The sequence below is a fragment of the Janthinobacterium sp. P210005 genome, assembly GCF_036231865.1.
Lineage (GTDB): Bacteria > Pseudomonadota > Gammaproteobacteria > Burkholderiales > Burkholderiaceae_D > Janthinobacterium > Janthinobacterium kumbetense.
In genome coordinates, this window is the sequence record NZ_JAZARC010000001.1 from 204,821 (window position 1) to 223,841 (window position 19,021).

General features: G+C 65.1%; 21 protein-coding genes. 11 read left to right on the plus strand and 10 right to left on the minus strand.

Features of this window, described 5'->3' with window-relative positions; genetic code table 11:
• Nucleotides 1–61: 61 nt before the first annotated feature.
• A complete protein-coding gene (locus tag VPH40_RS00850; protein ID WP_257218641.1) occupies nt 62–256 on the minus strand; it encodes a hypothetical protein in 195 nt (64 codons plus the stop codon).
• A 616-nt stretch (nt 257–872) separates the two neighbouring features.
• Nucleotides 873–1,406 (minus strand): ankyrin repeat domain-containing protein, encoded by a 534-nt coding sequence (locus VPH40_RS00855; protein ID WP_328572331.1) that lies wholly within the window; start codon nt 1,404–1,406, stop codon nt 873–875.
• Nucleotides 1,407–1,640: 234 nt separating this feature from the next.
• Here VPH40_RS00855 and VPH40_RS00860 point away from each other — a divergent pair, with 234 nt between their 5' ends.
• Entirely contained in the window at nt 1,641–2,009 is a 369-nt protein-coding gene (locus VPH40_RS00860; protein WP_215409092.1) for a cupin domain-containing protein, read from the plus strand.
• A gap of 30 nt (nt 2,010–2,039) precedes the next feature.
• Here VPH40_RS00860 and VPH40_RS00865 read toward each other — a convergent pair whose 3' ends face one another.
• Nucleotides 2,040–3,239: a YbfB/YjiJ family MFS transporter gene (locus VPH40_RS00865; RefSeq protein WP_328572332.1), complete on the minus strand. Its 1,200-nt coding sequence runs from the start codon at nt 3,237–3,239 to the stop codon at nt 2,040–2,042.
• A 311-nt stretch (nt 3,240–3,550) separates the two neighbouring features.
• On the opposite strand from VPH40_RS00865, the gene VPH40_RS00870 reads away from it, so the two are divergent.
• The 4 genes from VPH40_RS00870 (at nt 3,551) to VPH40_RS00885 (ending at nt 6,028) form a co-directional block, all read left to right on the plus strand.
• Nucleotides 3,551–4,225, plus strand: a complete 675-nt coding sequence (locus tag VPH40_RS00870; RefSeq protein WP_077403418.1) for a CsgG/HfaB family protein — start codon at nt 3,551–3,553, stop codon at nt 4,223–4,225.
• Between the two features lie 8 nt (nt 4,226–4,233).
• Nucleotides 4,234–4,602 carry a DUF4810 domain-containing protein gene (locus tag VPH40_RS00875; protein WP_328572333.1) on the plus strand — a complete coding sequence of 123 codons (369 nt, stop codon included), beginning with the start codon at nt 4,234–4,236 and terminating at the stop codon, nt 4,600–4,602.
• Entirely contained in the window at nt 4,599–5,261 is a 663-nt protein-coding gene (locus tag VPH40_RS00880; RefSeq protein ID WP_034788080.1) for a DUF799 domain-containing protein, read from the plus strand. The genes VPH40_RS00875 and VPH40_RS00880 overlap by 4 nt, the downstream gene beginning before the upstream one ends.
• A gap of 74 nt (nt 5,262–5,335) precedes the next feature.
• Nucleotides 5,336–6,028: a hypothetical protein gene (locus VPH40_RS00885; protein WP_328572334.1), complete on the plus strand. Its 693-nt coding sequence runs from the start codon at nt 5,336–5,338 to the stop codon at nt 6,026–6,028.
• A gap of 22 nt (nt 6,029–6,050) precedes the next feature.
• On the opposite strand, the gene VPH40_RS00890 is transcribed toward VPH40_RS00885, so the two are convergent.
• Nucleotides 6,051–6,899, minus strand: a complete 849-nt coding sequence (locus tag VPH40_RS00890; protein WP_328572335.1) for a siderophore-interacting protein — start codon at nt 6,897–6,899, stop codon at nt 6,051–6,053.
• Nucleotides 6,900–6,991: 92 nt separating this feature from the next.
• Between VPH40_RS00890 and VPH40_RS00895 the strand changes: the two genes are divergently transcribed.
• A complete protein-coding gene (locus tag VPH40_RS00895; protein ID WP_328572336.1) occupies nt 6,992–7,570 on the plus strand; it encodes a TetR/AcrR family transcriptional regulator in 579 nt (192 codons plus the stop codon).
• Nucleotides 7,571–7,623: 53 nt separating this feature from the next.
• On the opposite strand, the gene VPH40_RS00900 is transcribed toward VPH40_RS00895, so the two are convergent.
• Both VPH40_RS00900 and VPH40_RS00905 read right to left on the minus strand, forming a co-directional pair.
• On the minus strand, nt 7,624–8,724 hold the full coding sequence (locus VPH40_RS00900) for a tryptophan 7-halogenase (RefSeq protein ID WP_328572337.1): 1,101 nt from the start codon (nt 8,722–8,724) through the stop codon (nt 7,624–7,626).
• On the minus strand, nt 8,721–10,586 hold the full coding sequence (locus tag VPH40_RS00905) for a LodA/GoxA family CTQ-dependent oxidase (protein ID WP_328572338.1): 1,866 nt from the start codon (nt 10,584–10,586) through the stop codon (nt 8,721–8,723). Before VPH40_RS00905 ends, VPH40_RS00900 begins: the two co-directional genes overlap by 4 nt.
• A gap of 249 nt (nt 10,587–10,835) precedes the next feature.
• Between VPH40_RS00905 and VPH40_RS00910 the strand changes: the two genes are divergently transcribed.
• The 3 genes from VPH40_RS00910 (at nt 10,836) to VPH40_RS00920 (ending at nt 13,059) form a co-directional block, all read left to right on the plus strand.
• A complete protein-coding gene (locus tag VPH40_RS00910) occupies nt 10,836–11,012 on the plus strand; it encodes a hypothetical protein (protein WP_289898230.1) in 177 nt (58 codons plus the stop codon).
• A gap of 77 nt (nt 11,013–11,089) precedes the next feature.
• Nucleotides 11,090–11,755, plus strand: coding sequence for a response regulator transcription factor (locus tag VPH40_RS00915; protein ID WP_289898229.1), 666 nt, complete (start codon nt 11,090–11,092; stop codon nt 11,753–11,755).
• On the plus strand, nt 11,749–13,059 hold the full coding sequence (locus tag VPH40_RS00920; RefSeq protein WP_328572339.1) for an ATP-binding protein: 1,311 nt from the start codon (nt 11,749–11,751) through the stop codon (nt 13,057–13,059). Before VPH40_RS00915 ends, VPH40_RS00920 begins: the two co-directional genes overlap by 7 nt.
• A gap of 60 nt (nt 13,060–13,119) precedes the next feature.
• On the opposite strand, the gene VPH40_RS00925 is transcribed toward VPH40_RS00920, so the two are convergent.
• Both VPH40_RS00925 and VPH40_RS00930 read right to left on the minus strand, forming a co-directional pair.
• Nucleotides 13,120–13,758 carry an NAD(P)H-dependent oxidoreductase gene (locus VPH40_RS00925; RefSeq protein WP_289915501.1) on the minus strand — a complete coding sequence of 213 codons (639 nt, stop codon included), beginning with the start codon at nt 13,756–13,758 and terminating at the stop codon, nt 13,120–13,122.
• A 121-nt stretch (nt 13,759–13,879) separates the two neighbouring features.
• Nucleotides 13,880–14,878 carry an aldo/keto reductase gene (locus tag VPH40_RS00930; protein WP_328572340.1) on the minus strand — a complete coding sequence of 333 codons (999 nt, stop codon included), beginning with the start codon at nt 14,876–14,878 and terminating at the stop codon, nt 13,880–13,882.
• 115 nt (nt 14,879–14,993) lie between these two features.
• Here VPH40_RS00930 and VPH40_RS00935 point away from each other — a divergent pair, with 115 nt between their 5' ends.
• Nucleotides 14,994–15,881, plus strand: a complete 888-nt coding sequence (locus VPH40_RS00935) for a LysR family transcriptional regulator (RefSeq protein ID WP_099664301.1) — start codon at nt 14,994–14,996, stop codon at nt 15,879–15,881.
• Here the strand turns inward: VPH40_RS00935 and VPH40_RS00940 are convergent, their stop codons facing one another.
• Together VPH40_RS00940 and VPH40_RS00945 are read right to left on the minus strand one after the other, a co-directional pair.
• Nucleotides 15,882–16,967: an ATP-binding protein gene (locus VPH40_RS00940; protein ID WP_099664300.1), complete on the minus strand. Its 1,086-nt coding sequence runs from the start codon at nt 16,965–16,967 to the stop codon at nt 15,882–15,884.
• Nucleotides 16,967–17,716, minus strand: a complete 750-nt coding sequence (locus VPH40_RS00945) for a response regulator (protein ID WP_328572341.1) — start codon at nt 17,714–17,716, stop codon at nt 16,967–16,969. The genes VPH40_RS00940 and VPH40_RS00945 overlap by 1 nt, the downstream gene beginning before the upstream one ends.
• Before the next feature lie 133 nt (nt 17,717–17,849).
• Between VPH40_RS00945 and VPH40_RS00950 the strand changes: the two genes are divergently transcribed.
• Nucleotides 17,850–19,007 (plus strand): efflux RND transporter periplasmic adaptor subunit, encoded by a 1,158-nt coding sequence (locus VPH40_RS00950; protein ID WP_328572342.1) that lies wholly within the window; start codon nt 17,850–17,852, stop codon nt 19,005–19,007.
• Nucleotides 19,008–19,021 lie beyond the last annotated feature (14 nt).

Here is a 19,021-nt window from a genome sequence, read left to right on the forward strand (position 1 = left end):
GGGATCAGTTTACGCGTGGGCCGCGTGGGCCGCGTGGGCCGCGGGGCCAGCACGCCCGGGGTCAGATACCGTCTTGAATGACAAGTCCTTTTGCCAAGTAATGCGCATCAAAGGGCCTGTCAGTGTGGATCACGCCATAGATCAGATGTGCTAGTTTGTGCATGATCGCGCCAATTACGGCTTTTTTCGCCATGTCCGTTGCAGACAAGCGTTCGGCAAAACGGCAGAGAATTGGATTGTGGCGGCGTGCGGCCAAGCTGCGGGAGGCCGGGGGGCAGGTCCGGCATTCGTACACGATCTCAGCCTTGGTCGTCTCGATCTGCAGCAGGTTGCGCTTTACTAAATGCCGATACGGCTCGACTGACTGTCCTGCTCGAGACGTGAAAAGCGGAGGCGATGTGGGACATGGTAAAAGCGGTCGATAGATAAGCGCGTGCCATCGCCTCGTCTCTGTCGCTATAGCGCGCCCGAAACTGCTCTAATGACAGCGTGACAGCGCGGCGCTGCGACCTTGGCGTATCTCTCGGCGTCTCGGTGCGCTGCGATTGCTGATGTGCTGAAATGAAGGCCTCATCGCCTAGAAGAATCTGATGGCAGGTGCTAGCGAGTGGGCTAGTTTTTCCCGTCTCCGCCGGCAACAAACCCGCAATGACGGATTTTGGCGATGAGGGTATTTTTGAGGGTATCGGCAACTGAATAAAGTAGAAAACACTGAAAAATCAAGCGCTTAGCCAGCTCGTTGACCATCGAATGGGAATAATCGTTCATTCGGCAGCGTAAGCTGACGCTTGCTCAGCGACACCGCCAAGTTCCTGATTTGTCAGGGACTTTTTCCCGGTGGGCTTGCAAACTGTCGGTGATGTCAGCGTCGGCTATGCCGTCTGCCCCAAGCTGGCCAGGCGGCCCAGGGTTTCCTGCGCACTCATGCTTTTGGCCAGTGAAGCTGCAGTCATGCCGCGGCTGTCCACGGCATCGATGCGGGCGCCGTGTTGCAGCAGCAGGTCGAGGATGGCCAGGCGGTTGAACATGGCGGCCATCATCAAGGGGGTCTTGCCATCCGGACTGCTGCCTTCCACCTTGGCGCCGTGCCGGAGCAGCAGTTCGGCGATGTCCAGGTAACCCTTGTAGGCCACGCCGGCCAGCGGCGTCTGGCCCTGGTCGTTGGGGACGTTGGCGTCGGCGCCCGCTTCGAGCAGCAGGCGCGACGTTTCCAGGTGGCCATGGTAGCTGGCCAGCATGATCAGGCTGTCGCCTTTTTCGTTGCGAAAGTTCACTGGCACGCCCTGAGCCACCATGGCGCCCAGTTGCTGCGTATCGCCTTCGCGCACCAGGGCGAACAGGCCCTGGATGAATTCCAGCGTCTCGGCATCCATCGTTGCCGGGATTTTTCGTGCATCGGTGTTCATCGTTTTCTTTCCGCGAAGGTGGGCTATGCCTGCAGTGTAAATGGATGTTGAAGCATTGGCCCGGAAGTTTCAATTGTACGATCCGTCTCCGCATTTGAGGTAAGTGCGGCAGGTGCTCTGCTTGTAAATTTCCATTATTAAACTATATTGGAAAATGATGTGATTTTTATATTGTGTCAGTTATTCCAATTCGGAAATTTAATACTTCCAGAAATTCCAAAGGAGGGACGGGTCATGAGTGCAATGTTAGAAAAGAAATCCTTGGATAAGCCGGACGAAGTCCGCCCATTCAAGGACGGAGCCGGCCGGATGGCTGTCTTTACGCTTGGTGAACAGACCATGGGGCGCGGCGAATTTGAGCCTGGCTGGCGTTGGAGTCTGCACGTAAAACCGATTGCAGGAACCGATTCGTGCCAGGCAGCTCATACCGGCATGGTCCTTGAGGGACGGATGGTGGTAAGGATGAATGATGGCGCTGAAATGGAATATGGCCCGGGTGACGTCTTCTATATGCCACCAGGGCACGACGCCTGGGTGGTTGGAAACCAGCGTTGTGTACTGTTCGATGTAACAGGCGTCGCAAAGTATGCCAAACCGCAATAAGCGGGGCCAATGCATGTGCGAGACAGTCGCTTACGCGCCCGCCGCCAGCGCCTTTTGCCGCACGGCCAGCGCCGCGCCGATGAAGAGGGCGATGGCTGAGGCGATCAAACCCCGTTCCAGGCCGGCGGGGCCGTCGGCAATCCAGCCGACGACGATGGGGCCGACGATCTGGCCCAGGGCGAATACCGTCGTGTAGGCGCTGATGCCTGCCGTCCAGGATTGCTGCGGCAGGTTATGCCGCACCAGGGCCGTGGTCGACGCCACCACCGACAGGAACACGGCGCCGAAGACGAGTCCGGAGAGGAACACGACGGGGACAAAGCTCGTCAGCGCGGGCAGGATGGTCGCCGCGCCCAGCACGCCATTCAATATCGCCAGCGATTCGCCACCCTTGTAGCGGTCCAGCATGCGCGCCCAGATGCGCGACGACGCCACCACCGCCAGGCCCAATACCGTGTAGAACACCGTGATCAAGGTGGGCGGCATGCCTTGCTGCTTGAGCAGGGCGATGACGAAGGTCATGTAGCCGATGTAGCCGACGCCGAACATGAAGTAGCCGGCCAGGCTGGGGGAAAAGTCGCGCCAGGCGAAGCGCCGCGGCGTGTCGACGGCGCGCGGCGCTTCGCCGATGGCTTTCGCCGGCAAGGCCATGATGGCGGTGGCCAGCAGGCAGGCGATGCCCAGTGCCAACCAGGGCCATTGCCACGCATGCGCGGCGCCGTGCTGCCGGGCGGACGCCAATGCAGCCGGCACCAGCAGGGCAGACAAGGCAATGCCAAAGCCCGTGCCGCCATAGTACAGGCCGATGTAGAAGCCGGCGCGCTGGCTGTGCATGGAGCCGAGCCGCGCCGCCAGTACGCCACCGGCGATGAAGATGAATGCGCTGGCCACGCCCGCGCACACGCGCTGCAGGAACAGGGTGGCCGTGTCGCTGACGAGGCCCGACATCAGCATGAAGATGCTGGCCAGCACGGAACCGACGATCAGCAAGCGCCACACGCCCAGGCGGCGCATCAGCGCCGGCGTGGCCAGGGCGCCGAGAAAATAACCGAGCGCATTGAAGGTGTTCATGGCCCCTGCCAGCAGGTAGGACCAGCCCAGGTCGGCGCGCATGGGCGGCAGCAGCAAGCCATAGGAAAAGCGCGACAGGCCCAGGGCGACGGCCGCGCCCAGCGAGAGCGCCAGCGCCGTGGCCAGCGGATGGGCCGGGGAATGATCGTGTATCGGCATGGCCAAGAGACCCGTCCAGGTGGAAAACGTGGAGTTGGCGCCGGAGTGGGGCGGGCCGGCGGGCGAAGTCCGAGAGGGACAGTGGCACAGGGCGCTGACGGCGCGCTTTTTTACTACTAAGTTAATGAATCGGCCCCGGGAAGTCAAGCAGGGCCGCGCCTGAGTAGCGCCGGCAATCATGCAATCCTTGCCATCGTTACTTTTGGAGAGAATTGTGAGACATGCAATACCATATAATTGCCATTAGGAAATTAACTTGCCAAAAATCAATTTCGCAGGTTGCTCCTGATCCTCCATATCATAAGGGCACTATGAACAAGAATAAACCCGGCGCGTTGTTGATTGCAGCGCTGATTGGCGCGGCGTTGGCTGGTTGCGCTTCCGAATCCTCGCAAGCTTTGGCTGTCCCCACGGTTGCCAGCGCAGCCCGTCCCTACGTTGGTCCACGCACCCTGATCGCTGTCGGCAAATTCGACAACCGCTCGAACTTCATGCGCGGCATCTTTTCCGATGGCGTCGACCGCCTGGGCAGCCAGTCGAAAACGATCCTGATCGCGCACCTGCAGACGTCCAACCGTTTCAATGTGCTCGACCGCGACAACATGGCGGAACTCAAGCAGGAAGCCGAGTTCAAGAAGCAGGGCCAGAATATCAAGGGCGCGGATTTCGTCGTCACGGGCGACGTGACCGAATTCGGCCGCAAGGAAGTTGGCGACAAGCAATTGTTCGGCATCATGGGCCGCGGCAAGACGCAAGTGGCATATGCCAAGGTCACCTTGAACGTCGTCAACATCGCTACCTCGGAAGTCGTGTTTTCGGCCGCCGGCGCCGGTGAATATAGCCTGTCGAACCGGGAAGTGCTGGGTTTTGGCGGCACCGCCAGCTATGACGCCACCCTCAACGGCAAGGTGCTGGACCTGGCCATGCGCGAAGCGGTCGAGCGCCTGGTGGCTGGTGTCGAAGCGGGCGCAATGCGCAAACAATAAGGTATCCCATGAAAACAATAATGAACAAGGGCGCAGCCCTGCTGGCGCTGCTCGCCTGTGCCGCCCTGACCGGTTGCGCCACGCAATCGAAGACCCTGTACCAATGGGAAGGCTACGAGCCGCAAGTGTACGAATACCTGAAGGGTGAAAGCCCGGAACAGCAGATCGCCGCCATGGAAAAAGACTTGCAAGTGATCGGCGCGAAGGGCAACCACGCGCCGCCGGGTTTCCATGCCCACCTGGGCATGCTGTACTCGATCGCTGGCAAGCCGGAGCAAGTCGAAGCGCAGTTCGAAGACGAGAAAAAACTGTTCCCGGAATCGACGCCGTACATGGACTTCCTGTTGGGTAAAATGAAAAAAGGCGAGAAATTATGATGTCGCGCATGTTGAAAATGGCCTTGTGTCTGGGTCCCGCCATCTTCATGGTCGGTTGCGCCACCAAGCAGGCGGCCTACGATTACACCGCCTTCAAGGCAGCCAAGCCCCGCTCCATCGTGGTCTTGCCACCGTTGAACAACTCGCCGGAAGTCAATGCCGGCAACAGCGTCTACGCGCAAGTGACCTATCCGCTGGCCGAAGCGGGATACTATGTGCTGCCAGTGGCCGTGGTCGGCGAAACCTTCAAGCAGAACGGCTTGACGAACGCCGCCGATATCCACGGCGTCGACGCGAAAAAGCTCAACGAGATCTTTGGCGCCGATGCGGGCCTGTACGTGACGATTTCCAAGTACGGCACGACCTATGCCGTGATCGACAGCGTGACGGTAGTGTCGGTCGATGCCAAGCTGGTCGACCTGAAGACGGGCGCCTTGCTGTGGCAGGGCGCGGCCAGCGCGTCGAGCAACGAAGGCAATAACAGCGGTGGCGGTGGCTTGGTCGGCATGCTGGTGACGGCGGCCGTCAAGCAGATCATTAATACCAGCACCGATGCCAGCCATCCGCTCGCCGGCACGGCAAATGCGCGCATGCTGTCGGCCGGCGTGCCGAATGGCTTGCTGTACGGTCCCCGTTCGGAACGCTACCTGGCGCAGTAATCGTTCGCGAATAGCGTGCTTACGCCCTGCATCAGCCAGGGCAGGGGCAGTGACAACCGGCGCCGGAGGAAATCGTGGACTCGTCCTCCGGCGCTGTCTTTCCTGAGTTCGTGCAGATTCCAGGCAGGGAGCAAGCGATGGGCATTCAATTCAACGTCCGCTACAACGTGGAAACAGACGATTTGCTAGGCAACTCCGTGCTGGTCTTCCTGAAGCTGCACAACCCGCAGGGCCATTACCGCAGCCATGCCTGGCAGGTGTTGACGGGGTCGGCCGGCGCCACCGAATCGTTCCACTACGAGGACAGGATCTCGACCGACGTGAACAGTTTCGGCATCACCGGGAACAAGATCGTCTCGGGCCGCCAGGTCATCGCGCCGGGCCAGCTGCTGTCGGCCGTGAGCCCGCATGGCTTGTCGCCGCTGCTGCAGCCGGCCGCCGCCTCGCTGGCGCAATCGAAGCTGACGCCGGCACAATGCGGCGTCATGAACGAGACCAGCCCATTCATCCCATTCAGCTGCAACTGGTACGTGAACGACCGGCCGGTCGCGACTATGCCCGATGTCGATGCCAACATGACGGTCGGTTTCGAATACCTGCCCAGCCTGTATTTTGTGGTGGCCATGCGGCCGGCGGCGGGCCAGACTTACAGCCTGGAGAGTTTCCAGGACATGACGCAATATGCGATGCCGGTCTCGGCTACCGAAGTGGACGTTACCTTGCACCGCAGCCAGGACGCGTGGCGCTTCGACTTCGCCGCCCGCTAGCGCGCGCCGCGACCGGCGCTGCTCACACTTCGACGGCCAGGTCGTCGAAATCGGCCAGGGTGCCGCCATCGGCGATCAGCTGCTCGAAATTTTGCCGGCGGCGCAGATCGATGTCCGTGTTGCTGACGCCCCGTTTCCAGTAGCCTGCCACCAGCACCTGTTCCTTGGACAGGCTGGCGTCGACGCGAAAATGCTGGCGGATGGCGCGCATTTCATCGCGCTCGCCGGCGCCCCAGATCGCGTAATCGTGCGGATATTGCAAGGCCCTGGCCTGGGCCGCCAGCGGCCCGTCCGGCGCCACGTGGGCCGTGCCGAGGCGTTGCAATGCCAGGCCCGGCACGGTGGGCAGCTCGGCAAAGGAGGCCGCATCATCCGTCACCACCCAGCCGATGCCGCTCGCGCCGGCGGGCCACTGCTGCAACATGGCATACAGCGCGGGTATGCCCGTTTCGTCGAGGAAGAGGGCGATTTTCTTTTCGGCGCCGGCAGGAACGATGAACTGCGGGCGCGGCCCCGTCAGGCGGAAGACCTCGCCCACGCGCAGGCTGTTACCCCAGTGCATCATCGGACTCGCGTGTGCATGCCGCACGATATCGAAGGTAAACGCGCCTGCCTGCGCGTCAAAGCTGCGCACGGTGTAGATGCGCGACGCGCCGCCATACGCTGGTCCGTCGAGGTGGATGCGGAAAGCCACGTTGGGCAGCGCCCATTGGGGATCGTCGCCGGAACGGGCCAGGCGGGCGGTGACGCGCAACACGCTGGGAACGGGATGCGCGATGGCGACGACGGCGGCCGTGACGTCATGCAGGCTGCGGTCATGCTCGGCATTGCGCAAGGGACCGTTGGATTGCTGTTCTACTGGTGTTGCCATGGTAAGTACTCCTTGGTATTGGGTAATTAGTTTCACCATGCTAAACTAATTAACTGAAACCGACAACGCAGCTGCTGCCACGGACCATAACGATGACTATTGCAAGCACTTCGCCCCGCCCCGGGCGTCCCCCCAGCATCACGCGCGAACGCATCGCCGACGCCGGCATGGCGCTGGGCCTGCCCGCCATGACGTTTACCGGTGTCGCCACCTTGCTCGGGGTCAGCCATGTGGCGTTGTACAAGCATGTGGCGAACCTGGCGGCGCTCAAGCTGCTGGTGGCAGAGGAAATTTTTGTTCGATGGAAACTTCCGGCGACGGGCAACGACGACCTGGAGGGCTACCTGCTGCGTTTCAGCGCCTCGCTGCGCGCGCTGGTCAAGTCGCATCCGGGGCTGGCGCCGTACCTGCTGCGCAGAAAAGCGACGACGCCGGCCATGCTGGCCCGGATCGACGCCCACCAGGCGCAAGTGGCGGACAGCTACCGGCTGCCCAGGGAGCGCGCCCGCTGGCTGCTGTCGACCGTGGCCTTCCACTGCGTGGCCCTGGCCGACACCGTGTATGCGCCGGCCGGCGACGCCTGGGAAGCAGAGGACGATGCGCTTATCGAGGCCGAGTTCGACCTGGGCATGCGCGCGCTGGTGGTCGGGGCGCTTGCCATGCAGCCATAGCGGCAGCGCGTGGCAGAACGGCGGCGCAGCGATTTTTTTTGCGGGCCGGCGGGTCAGCGGGCCGCGAGCGGCCGGCGCCGGCTCCAGAATGGCGCCGACGGCCAGCGTGTTTCCTGGCCGTAACAGTATGCCAGGTGGCGTCCGTATGCCGCGCCGATGGCCGCCAGTTCCGCATTGTATTGCTGGCAAGCGGCGGCGTCGCCCTGCAGCGTGCGGTCGGCCGCTTCGGCGGCGGCCAGGCCCGTGTACAGGGCGTTGAAGATGCCTTGCGACGACAGCGGATCGAAGCTCAGGGCCGCGTCGCCGGCGGCGAACCAGCCCGGTCCCGCGGCGGCGTCCAGGGCGGCCGTATGGGCGGGCGTGGCCAGGGCCGGTGTATCGGCCCCGTAACCTTGCTGCTCCAGCAATTCCCGCGTAGCCGGCAAGCGCCGTGCCGCCGCTTCCAGCCAGCCGGCATCGCGCAGGGCGGTGCTGCCGAGCAAGTCCGCATCCGTATGCAGGGCCAGCACGCGACGCTGGCCGGGCAGGGGCGCGCTGTACCACCAGCCGTATTCGCACGCCTCGATGTGGGCAAAGCCCCGCGCGGAGGGCGTGCGTTCGTGTCCGTATTGCCATATAGATATCAGCCGGTCGCTGTGCCGGCGCTGCGCGCCCGCTTTGCGGGCCAGCCGGGCGCTGCGTCCCGTGGCGTCGATGACGATGCGCACCGCCGCGTCGCAGGTGCCGTGCCGCGTTTCCAGCCGTACTCTCCAGCCGCCATCGTCCGGCGCGATGTCCGCGACCCTGGCCGAGGCCAGCAGGGCGGCGCCGCGTTGGCGCGCTTCGTCGCGCAGCCACAGGTCGAAGGTGCCGCGCGCCAGGTGCCAGCCGTGGCCATCGGGGTCGCTGAGGAAGTGGTGTTCCGCCCAGGCGCCGTTCCACCACGCGCGGTTGCCGTGGTAGGGCGCATGGCCCTGGCGCAGGAAGGCGTCGAGCAAGCCCATGTCTTGCAGCAGGCGCGCGGCGGCGGGCGGCAGCGATTCACCGATGCGCGCCAGCGGCGCGGCCAGCCGGTCGACCAGCAAGACCCGGTGCCGCCCCGCCAGGTTCAGGGCGGCCGTGGCGCCGGCCGGACCGGCACCGACGACGAGCACGTCGGCCTGCAGCACCGTCACGAGCGGTGCCGCTGCAGATGCCGCGCTTTTTCCGTGCCTTCCAGGTCGACGTCGACAAACTCGTCCGGTATGGGCGCCGCGGCACGCAATGTATGCTTGCCGGCGATCGCTTGCGGCAGGTTTTCCACCTGCAGGACGGCGGGGAAGCCGCTCACGTCCGTGGGGCCGGGGCGCACCTCGACCACGCCCACTTGCGCCAGGTCGGCGATCATGTTGTTGATTTGCTCTTCATAGCTGATGTTGCCCAGCGGACGTATCCACGCGGCGCGCCGGGCGAAGGCGGCCAGGCGGTCGTCGGTGGGGGCTTCCCGGTTCATCACCGTGTCGTAGGCGAGCTTGCTCATCACCTGGTTCGGCACGCGCGCGGGCCAGAAGGTCGGCACATAGGGATCGTAGTCGGATTGGTAGCCGGAGCGGCAGCTGGCCGTGTCCGTTTGCCAAGGCACGGCCATCCAGCGCGTCACGCCGCCGGCGATCTGCGCCGAGCAGGGGCTGCCGATATTGTCCGGCGTCAACACCGCACCGTAATCCGGCTCCACCCAGCCGGGCGGCCGGTGCGCCAGGCGGAACGGCGCGCTGTACATGCTGGCCTGGCGCATGGGCCAGGTCATTTCGCAGCCGGGGTGGAAGGCGTCGGCCAGGCAGAATTCCATGGCGGCGCGCAGCAGGGTGTCCGGCTGCTGCGCCACTTCCACGTCGGCCAGGCTTTGCGGCGGCGTCTTGCCAGGCGCGTAGTCGTCCGTGAACTTGCCGTCGGCCCATTGCTTGAGGAAGCGCAACTGCAAATTGCTCAGCGCGCAGTTCTGGCGCGGCGTGTCTGCCGGCGGGATGGCCATCGCGTCGCCATACAGCCACGGCCACGGCGATGGCGCCCGGGCGTCGCGCTCGAACTGGCGGAACTGGTTATAGATGACGTTGCGCCACTCCTTGCGGTTTTCGGACGGACTGGCCAGGCGCGCCATCCATTCGTCGCGGCTGAACGGCGTGCTGCCATCCCAGCCGAAGGCGGCCGCGAAGCCGGCATTGACCCATTGCAGGTTGGACAGGCGCTCGAAAATGGGACGGATGTCGTCCTGGAACGAGGGAACGGCAGGCGCGGTAATTTTGTTTTCGGAAACAAACAAGTCGCGCATCAAGTCCCACATGGTGCGCACCGACTTTTGCTGCGGCGCGTAGTCGGGCGGCGCGACGACCACCCAGGCCATGTCGACGGGCAAGGCCTGGCCCTGGTAGTGCACCGTGGCGCAGACGGGGCCGTCGGCCGTGTCGTCATGCCAGCCTTCGTTGTTGGCAAAGGTGATGGCGCGCGCGCCATTCCACGAGGCGGACTTGCCATGGCCGCCCAGCACGATCAGCCGTCCCATGGCGTCCGTGCGCAACTCGCCCAGGTAGACGGGCGTGCCCATGAAGCGGCCGCTGTCGAAGGCGACGGCCGGCTGTTCGCTGCCGCCGATCTTGCGCTCGCCCGGCGTGATGGACAGTTGCGCGCGGTCGGTGACGGCCATGTTGCGCAGGAACGAGGGCTGGGTGGCATTCGCCTCGGGAATGTCGAGCGCGATCTGGAACTGGTACCACGCCGCCTTGGTGTTGGCCAGCGTGACGGACCATTCGATGTCGGCATTGCTGGCGTTCAACTCGGCCACGGCCACGCCGGCGGCGTTCAAGCCGTAGATGCGAAAGCCCGCCGCCTGGCGCTTGATGGCCCCGGACGCATCGCGGTAATAGCCGGCCGGCCGCGGCGCCGGTTCCGGCACCTCCGGTCCCATAAAGTATTCGCTGGGGCTGTTGCCCACGCGGGCAATGCCGATGGGCGGATAAATCGCCGCCTTGACGATGACGGTATCTTGGGTGGAACTGGACATGGCATGCCTTTCCAGATGCGTGGAGGGAAGGAAAATATACCGCATAAAAAACGCGCCAAATGCGCACATAGTCACGGTATCGCGAATTCACGCCATGCATGGCATGGGCGGACACGCGGGCAATTCAGTTGCTGCGGAGATTGACTTGTTGCCGGCATGTAGCTATCTTGGACTGGCATTGCCTGTTTATCAATATACGAAATAATGTATTGATCCGATATTTTTCTATGCAACCTTTGAAGGAATGATATGAAAATCAAGGCTATTTTCTGTGTTGGCGCGGTATCCCTGCTGGCCGTTCTGCCCGTATCGCAAGCGGCCCAGCCCGGCGAGGCGCTCGCTGCGGCGGCACCGCTTGCGACAGGCGTGGCGCTGTATCCGCAAGAAGGCAATATCCCGCCGTTCCGCGGGTCCGGGTCCAGGTAAGGCTACCGCGGCAGCCCCTGCGGCGCGGCGCCAGTCAAGGTAAGATGGTGGCTTTTTCAAGACTTTGAGAGGCCCGCGTGCGCGTGTTGCTGGTGGAAGACGATCCGATGATCGGGGAAAGCCTGGTCGAGGGCTTGCGCGGCGAGTGCTATGCCGTGGACTGGGTGCGCGATGGCCACGATGCGGAGTTGGCGCTGGCCGGCTTCGCCTACGATTTGATGCTGCTGGACCTGGGCTTGCCCGGCAAGGAGGGCATGGACGTGCTGCGCGCCATGCGCGCGCGGGGTGCCGAGTTGCCCGTGCTGATCATCACGGCGCGCGACGGCACGCCGGCCCGCGTGGAAGGGCTCGACAGCGGCGCCGACGATTACCTGGTCAAGCCGTTCGACCTCGACGAGCTGCTGGCGCGCATCCGCGCGCTGCTGCGCCGCCGCGTCAGCCGTTCGCGCTCCGTCATCGAGCATGGCGCGCTGATCCTCGACCTGGCCAGCCACGACGTCACGTTCGAGGGCGAGCAGATCAAGCTGCCGCCGCGCGAGTTTTCCGTGCTGCGCGCCTTGCTCGACCATCCGGGCAAGGTGGTGTCGAAGCGCCAGCTGAGCGAAAAGCTGTACGGCTGGGATAGCGAAGTGGAAAGCAATACCGTCGACGTGTACGTGTACCAGCTGCGCAAGAAGCTCGGTGCGGATTGCATCCAGACCGTGCGCGGCGTTGGTTACAAGATGCGACTGGCGCCATGCTGACCATCCGCCGCCAATTGCTGCTCGGTTTGCTGGCCGCCACCCTGCTGTGCGTGCTGGGCGCCGGCATTTCCCTGTTCCGTTCGCTGCTGGAAGAAACCAATGAGCTGGCCGACTTGCAGCTGCGCCAGCTGGCCGTGGCCTTGCCCGACGAGTTCGAGCCGCAGGAGGGACTGGCCGCCGCGCAAGAGCCGGAAGAAGCGTTCGTGCTGCAGGCGTGGGACGAGGATGGCCAGCCCTTGCCCGTCCTGCAGGAGCAGCCGGCACTGCCGCGCTATGCGCTGGCCGGTTTCGCCGATGTCGAGCTGCACGGCGAGGACTGGCGCCTGTACGGCGAAACGCGGCGCGGCCGCTACGTGCAGGTGGCGCAGGCGCAGGCCGTGCGCGACCAGCTGGCCTGGCGGATGACCGTGCGGGCCGGCGCGCCCCTGCTGGTGTTCGCGCTGATCCTGGCGCTGCTGATCGTCGCCGTCGTGGGACGCGCGCTGGCGCCCCTGCACCGGCTGGCCGAGTCCGTGGCAGGCCGTTCGCCGGACGCCCTGACGCCCCTGGCGGCCGACGACATGCCGCCCGAACTGCGGCCCGTGGCGCTGGCGCTCAACAGCCTGATGGGGCAGTTCGAGGCGGCGCTGACGGCGCAGCGCACCTTTGTCGCCGATGCCGCGCATGAATTGCGTTCGCCGCTGACGGCATTGAAACTGCAGCTGCAGGTGGCCGAACGGGCCGGCAGCGAGGAAGAACGGCGCGTGGCGCTGGCGCGGCTGCACGAACGGCTGGACCGCAGCACGCACCTCGTGCGCCAGTTGCTGAGCCTGGCGCGCCATGAAACGGCGCTCACGGCCAGCCAGCTGCACACGGTGGACCTGGGACAATTGCTGGAAGCGGCCGTGGGCGACCATAGCGCGCTGGCCAACAGCCGCGCGATTGACCTGGGCGTGGTGGAAGCGCCGCCCGCCAGGGTGCTGGTGCAGGCCGATCCCGACGGCTTGCAAGTGTTGCTGAATAACTTGATCGACAATGCCTTGCGCTACACGCAGCAGGGCGGCCGGGTCGACTTGCAGGCGGCAGTGGAAGAGGGCAGGCCCTTGCTGCGCGTGTCCGACAACGGCCCCGGCGTGCCGCGCCAGCACCATGCGCGCCTGTTCGACCGTTTCTTCCGTCCCGACGGCAACGACGCCTGGGGCTGCGGCCTGGGCCTGTCCATCGTGCGCCACATCGCCGAGCACCACCAGGCCGATATCGCGCTGGCCGACGGCGAGGCAGGGCGGGGATTGCAGGTGACGGTACGCTTCCCGCAGGCGGCCTGAACGGACAAAAAAAAGCGGATGCCGGTCAGGGCATCCGCTTTTCAGTCACTGGCGTAGCGCTTACGCCAGCTCGGTGATGAATTGCTCGCGAGCAGGGCGCACTTTTTTCAAGTCCACCAGCCAGTCGCCTTCGTCGGCGCGGTAGCCCAGCGGCAGCATGACGACGGAACGCAAGCCTTTTTCGCGCAGGTTCAGGATTTCATCGACCTTGGCCGGATCAAAACCTTCCATCGGCGTCGAATCGACTTGTTCCTGCGCCGCGGCGATCAGGGCCGTGCCCACGCCGATGTAGGCCTGGCGTGCCGCGTGCTGGTAGTTGGTCTCGGCATCGCGCTGCGGATACGTGGCCAGGATTTGCTGGCGGTACGCTTCCCAGCCTTCATTCTTGAAGCCGCGCACCTCGTTGACCAGGTCGAAACGCGCGTTGATGCGTTCCACCGTGTAATTGTCCCAGGCGGCAAACACCAGCAGGTGCGAGGAATCCGTCACCTGGCCCTGGTTCCATGCATGCGGCTTGATCTGCTCGCGCAGGGCCGGATTCGTCACGACGAAGACTTCGTAAGGATGCAGTCCGCTGGAGCTGGCCGTCAGGCGCACGGCTTCCAGGATGCGCTCGACCTTGTCTTGCGGCACCGTTTTCGTCGGGTCCATTTTCTTGGTGGCGTAGCGCCATTGCAGTGTTTCGAGCAAATCGGACATGTAAATCCCTTTCATAATGAATAGTTCAGATTGGAAATGATAGCGGATTCAGGCATTTCAAGTGCGGCGGGCAAAAAGAAGCGGTATTCGTACTCAAATTAGCGTACTCGAGTACGCTTGTCTACAGGCCAAGCATGGCAAGTTCCACGTCCGGATAGCGCGCGCCTTGCACACTGGCGGGCGCGATGGCGGCGCCGATGGCGGCCAGCTCGCTGTCGCCCAGGGGGATACGCGCGGCGGCCACGTTTTCTTCCAGGTGCGCCAGGCTGCGGGCGCCGGGTATCGGCACGATGTCGTCGCCTTGCGCCAGCAGCCAGGCCAGGGCCAGCTGGGCCGCCGTGACGCCGCGCGCCGCCGCCAGGCGCTGCAATTCTGTCACCAGGTGCGCGTTGGCCGCCATCGCCTGCGGCTGGAAGCGAGGCAGGCTGTGGCGGTAATCGTCGGGCGCCAGCATCGCGCTGGACGTGAGCTGGCCCGTCAGGAAACCCCGGCCCAGCGGGCTGTAGGGCACGAAGCCGATGCCGAGGGCGCGGCAGGCGGGCAGCACCTCTGCCTCCACGTCGCGGCTCCACAGCGAGTATTCGGACTGCACGGCCGCAATCGGGTGCACGGCGTGGGCGCGGCGCAGGGTGGCGGCCGACACTTCCGACAGCCCCAGGTGGCGCACCTTGCCTGCGCGCACCAGGCCGGCCATGGCGCCGACGACGTCTTCGATGGGCACGGCGGGGTCCACCCGGTGCTGGTACAGCAAGTCGATGCATTCGATGCCCAGCCGGGACAGCGAACCCTCCACGGCCTGGACGATGTGTTCGGGGCGGCTGTCGACGCCCGCCATGCGTGCCACGCCTTTTCCTTCAGGCAAGATCTTGAAGCCGAACTTGGTGGCGATGTGGACCTTGCCGCGCAACTCCTTCACGGCGCGGCCTACCAAGTCCTCGTTGGCGTAGGGGCCGTAGACTTCCGCCGTATCGATCAGGGTCACGCCCAATTCCACGGCGCGGTGCAGCACGCGCAGCGAGGCGGCTTCGTCCGCGCCGCCGTAGGCAAAGCTCATGCCCATGCAGCCCAGGCCGATGGGGGCGACGCGCAAGCCGGAGTTGCCCAGTGTTCTGTGTTCCATTTTTCACTCCTCTTCAAAAAAAGATGCGAGGAGTATGGATGAAGCAACAGCATGCGATAAGATGCCTAATCCTGCATACATTACTGAATATTACTCATGAATTGCTTCCCGAATAATGGCTGACCTGAATGAATTGACGGCCTTTGCCGCCGTCGCCCGCCTGCGCAGCTTTCGCAAGGCGGCCCTCGAACGGGGCGTCTCCGCTTCCGCCCTCAGCCATGCGCTGCGGACGCTGGAAGAGCGCCTGGGCGTGCGCCTGCTGAACCGCACCACGCGCAGCGTCACGCCGACCGAGGCGGGGCAGCAGCTATTGGCGCGGCTGGCGCCGGCCATGCGCGAAATCGACGATGCCTTGCTGGACCTGAGCGCCTTGCAGGATGTGCCCGCAGGCAAGTTGCGCCTGAACGTGCCCCGTCCGGCCGCCCGGCTGCTGCTCGCGCCCATGCTGGCCAGCTTCGTCGCCCGCTATCCGCGCGTGCAGGTGGAAGTGGTGACGGATGACGGCATGATCGATATCGTGCGCGACGGTTTTGATGCGGGCATCCGCTTTGGCGAGCAGGTGGCGGCCGACATGGTCGCCGTGCCCGTGGGCGCGCCGCAACCGTTCGTCGTGGTGGCGTCGCCCGCCTACCTGGCGGTGCATGGGGCGCCAAGCACGCCGCGCGACTTGCTGGACCATGCCTGCATCGGCCGGCGTTTTCCCAGCGGGCGCCAGTATGCGTGGGAGTTCGAGCTGGAAGGGGAAGCCGTCAGCATCGCCGTCGGCGGCCCGCTGGTGTTCGACGACGATGAATTGATGCTGCGCGCGGCCCGCGATGGCGCGGGACTGGCGTATGTGTACGAGGCCGATGCGCGCGCCGATCTCGCGGCGGGGCGCCTGGCGTGCGTGCTGGAGCGCTGCCTGCCGCCGCCGCCCAGGTATTTCCTGTACTACCCGGGCCGGCGCCAGATGCCGCCCGTGCTGCGCGCCTTCGTCGACATGCTGCGCGCCCCGCCCGTGTAGTCAGCCGGCGGGCGGCGGGGCGCCATGCTCGACCGGCCACTTGATGGTAAACAGGCTGCCGCCCGCCTTGCCACGCGTGCAGACGGCGCTGCCGCCGTGGGCGCGCGCGATGGCTTCCACCACGGCCAGGCCCAGGCCGCTGCCCGCGTTCAAGTCGACCCTGGCGCTGTCGCCGCGGCGGAACGCTTCGAACACGTGCGGCGCCAGGTCGTCGGCAATGCCGGGACCCGCATCTTCGACGCTCAGGTAGTACTGGCCGGCCTGCACGCGGGTGCGCACGCGCAGCAAGCCCGGATGCGCGTAGCGGCGCGCGTTGTCGAGCAGGGCCAGCACGATTTGCCGGATGCGCGCCGCGTCGCAGCAGACGGGATGGTCGGACAGGTGCAGTTGCAGCGTAAAGCCGGCCGCTTCCATCTCCTGCGCCAGCAGGCGGCGCACTTCCCCGATTTCCAGGGTCAGGTCCGTCCACGCCATGCGCAGCTGCATGTGGCCGCTGTCGGCCAAGCTCAGGGTGCGCAAGTCTTCGATCAGGCGGCCCAGGTCCTCGACTTGCGCCAGCAGGCTGGAAAACGGCACTTCCTCGGGCTTGAAGACGCCGTCGACGACGCCTTGCAAGGTGCCGCGCAGGATCGTCACGGGCGTGCGCAATTCGTGCGCGATGGCCGCATTCCACGTCTCGCTTTCCTTGGCCGCCCGCTGCAGGCGCTCGGCCATGCTGTTGAAGTCATCGACCAGCATGGCCGTCTCGCCCAGGCTGCGGTCGCCCGCGAAGGCGCGCGCGGACAGGTCGCCATGCGCCACGCGGCGCACGCTGTCCATCACGGAATTGATCGGCTTGAGAATGCGCGAAGCGAGCTTGATGGCGAAAAACGCCGCCAGGCCCAGGCCGAAGATGGTGATGGCGAAGATCCACAGCCATTCGGCCGTCGTCGGCGACCAGTCGTCCGGTTCGGACAGCATGCCGGGGTCGATCTTGAAGGCGATGGCGAAGAAGGTCCAGGAACCGATCCAGATGATCAGGATGCCGCTGACCATCAGCACGGACATCGACAGCACGATCTGCCGGTTCAGGCCCGTGAAGCGCATCAGAGCTCGCTTTCCAGGCGGTAGCCCACGCCGCGCAGGCTGGCCGGCATGTTCATCACCCCAGCTTCTTCCAGTTTCTTGCGCAGCTTGCTGACGTGGCTGTCCACCGTGCGTTCCATGGAATTGCTCTCGGGCATGCATGACTCCAGCAATTCCAGGCGGCTGCAGACGCGGCGCGGCGTGCGCGCCAGGTGGGCCAGCAGGCGGAACTCCGTCAGGGTCAGGCTCAAGGGCACGGGTGCGCCGTCGCGCAGCACGCTGGCCACGTACGTTTCCTGGTCGATCTCGATGGGGCCGCAGCGCAGGCGCTGGCCGCCCACCGGGTGGTGGCGCACGCGCGAGCGGCGCAGCACGGCCGCCACGCGCGCCACCACTTCGGCCGGATTGAAGGGCTTGATGATGTAGTCGTCGGCGCCCACGCGCAGGGCGGCCAGTTTGTCGGCATCCTGGTCGCGCGCCGTCAGCATGATGACGGGCGTTTCGCCGCGCCGCCGCACTTCCGCCAGCACGCCCCAGCCATCGACCCTGGGCATTTGCACGTCGAGCAGCAGCAGGTCCGGCGCCAGCGCCAGGTGCTGCTGCAGCGCTTCCTGGCCGTCGTGCGCGAAGGCCGTGCGGTAGCCGTCGCGCTCCAGGTAACCGGCGAGGATGCGGGCGATTTGCGGTTCATCTTCGGCGATCAGGACGAGGGCGGAAGGGGGTGTGGTGGCAAGAAACGAGGGCTGGCTGGCGCTGTGATGATAGTTCATGCAAATAGTCTAGCATTCTTCGCGCTCTCCATCGAATCTCCACATTTCTTTGATGGAACATCCATGTTGGCCTTCTATGCTCTTGTTATCTGTCGACCGGACCGCCGGTTGGGATCTGCCATAGAGAAAGACCATGCATCCGAGCCACCTCACCAAGAAAAACATGTTGATCGCCGCGGCACTGCTCAGCCTTGCCGCCTGTTCCAAACCCGCGCCGGAAGAAGGCGCGGCGCCGCCCGCCGCCGTGACGGTACTCAAGCTGCAAGCGGCGCCCGTCGTCCTCAGCGATGAATTGCCGGGCAGGGTGGCCGCCTTCCGCACGGCTGACATCCGCCCGCAAGTGGGCGGCATCGTGCTGCGCCGCCAGTTCGAGCAGGGCGCCGAAGTGAAGGCGGGGCAGAAGTTGTTCCAGCTCAATCCGGCGCCGTTCCAGGCGGACGTCGATTCGGCCGCCGCCGCCCTGCAGCATGCGGTGGCCACGGCCAACCGCGCCAGCAGCCAGGCCGACAGGTTGAAGCCGCTCGTGGAGGCGGACGCCATCAGTCGCCAGGCGTATGACGACGCCGTGGCCCAGCGCGAGCAAGCCGTGGCCACCGTGGCGCAGGCGCGTGCCGCCCTGGCGCGCCGCCGCCTGGACCTGGCCTTCGCCAGCATCGAGGCGCCCATTGCCGGGCGCATCGGCTCGGAACTGGTGACGGAAGGCGCGCTCGTGGGCCTGGCCGATGCCACGCCGATGGCGCGCATCCAGCAGATCGACAAGGTGTATGTCGACGTGCGCCAGCCGGCCGCCGCGCTGGCGGCATTGCAAGCGTCGGGCACGGGCGGCGCGGACAAGCTGCCCGTGACCATCCTGGGCGCCGATGGCCAGCCGCATCCCGTCACGGGGCGCATCCTGTTCTCGGGCATCAGCGTCGATGCGGGCACGGGCGACGCCGTCATCCGCGTGCTGGTCGACAATCCGCAGCGCCAGTTGCTGCCGGGCATGTTCGTACGCGCCCGCATCGCCCGCGCCGTGCAGGCGAATGGCGTGCTGTTGCCGCAGCAAGCCGTTCTGCACAGCAGCGGCGGCCAGGCGCAGGCCTGGGTGCTCGATGGCACGAACAAAGCAAGTCTTAAACCCATCAGCGTGGGCGACGTGATCGAGCACCAGTACGTGGTCAACGGCGGCTTGAAGGCTGGCGAAACCGTCGTCATCGAAGGCCAGGAACGCCTGCAGCCGGGCGCCACGGCCGCGCCGCAAGCGTGGAAACCAGCCGTCGTGGCAACGGCGGCTGCCGCCAGGGCGCGTTGATGCACACTTTGAAT

Bases quoted from the DNA above. Each gene is read 5' to 3' on its own strand.
- VPH40_RS00880 (WP_034788080.1), top strand. From the start codon at position 4,599: ATGATGTCGCGCATGTTGAAAATGGCCTTGTGTCTGGGTCCCGCCATC.
- VPH40_RS00870 (WP_077403418.1), top strand. From the start codon at position 3,551: ATGAACAAGAATAAACCCGGCGCGTTGTTGATTGCAGCGCTGATTGGC.
- VPH40_RS00875 (WP_328572333.1), top strand. From the start codon at position 4,234: ATGAAAACAATAATGAACAAGGGCGCAGCCCTGCTGGCGCTGCTCGCC.
- VPH40_RS00860 (WP_215409092.1), top strand. From the start codon at position 1,641: ATGAGTGCAATGTTAGAAAAGAAATCCTTGGATAAGCCGGACGAAGTC.
- VPH40_RS00935 (WP_099664301.1), top strand. From the start codon at position 14,994: ATGGCTGACCTGAATGAATTGACGGCCTTTGCCGCCGTCGCCCGCCTG.
- VPH40_RS00895 (WP_328572336.1), top strand. From the start codon at position 6,992: ATGACTATTGCAAGCACTTCGCCCCGCCCCGGGCGTCCCCCCAGCATC.
- VPH40_RS00925 (WP_289915501.1), bottom strand. From the start codon at position 13,758: ATGTCCGATTTGCTCGAAACACTGCAATGGCGCTACGCCACCAAGAAA.
- VPH40_RS00920 (WP_328572339.1), top strand. From the start codon at position 11,749: ATGCTGACCATCCGCCGCCAATTGCTGCTCGGTTTGCTGGCCGCCACC.
- VPH40_RS00910 (WP_289898230.1), top strand. From the start codon at position 10,836: ATGAAAATCAAGGCTATTTTCTGTGTTGGCGCGGTATCCCTGCTGGCC.
- VPH40_RS00905 (WP_328572338.1), bottom strand. From the start codon at position 10,586: ATGTCCAGTTCCACCCAAGATACCGTCATCGTCAAGGCGGCGATTTAT.
- VPH40_RS00945 (WP_328572341.1), bottom strand. From the start codon at position 17,716: ATGAACTATCATCACAGCGCCAGCCAGCCCTCGTTTCTTGCCACCACA.
- VPH40_RS00855 (WP_328572331.1), bottom strand. From the start codon at position 1,406: ATGAACACCGATGCACGAAAAATCCCGGCAACGATGGATGCCGAGACG.
- VPH40_RS00940 (WP_099664300.1), bottom strand. From the start codon at position 16,967: ATGCGCTTCACGGGCCTGAACCGGCAGATCGTGCTGTCGATGTCCGTG.
- VPH40_RS00930 (WP_328572340.1), bottom strand. From the start codon at position 14,878: ATGGAACACAGAACACTGGGCAACTCCGGCTTGCGCGTCGCCCCCATC.
- VPH40_RS00950 (WP_328572342.1), top strand. From the start codon at position 17,850: ATGCATCCGAGCCACCTCACCAAGAAAAACATGTTGATCGCCGCGGCA.
- VPH40_RS00890 (WP_328572335.1), bottom strand. From the start codon at position 6,899: ATGGCAACACCAGTAGAACAGCAATCCAACGGTCCCTTGCGCAATGCC.
- VPH40_RS00865 (WP_328572332.1), bottom strand. From the start codon at position 3,239: ATGCCGATACACGATCATTCCCCGGCCCATCCGCTGGCCACGGCGCTG.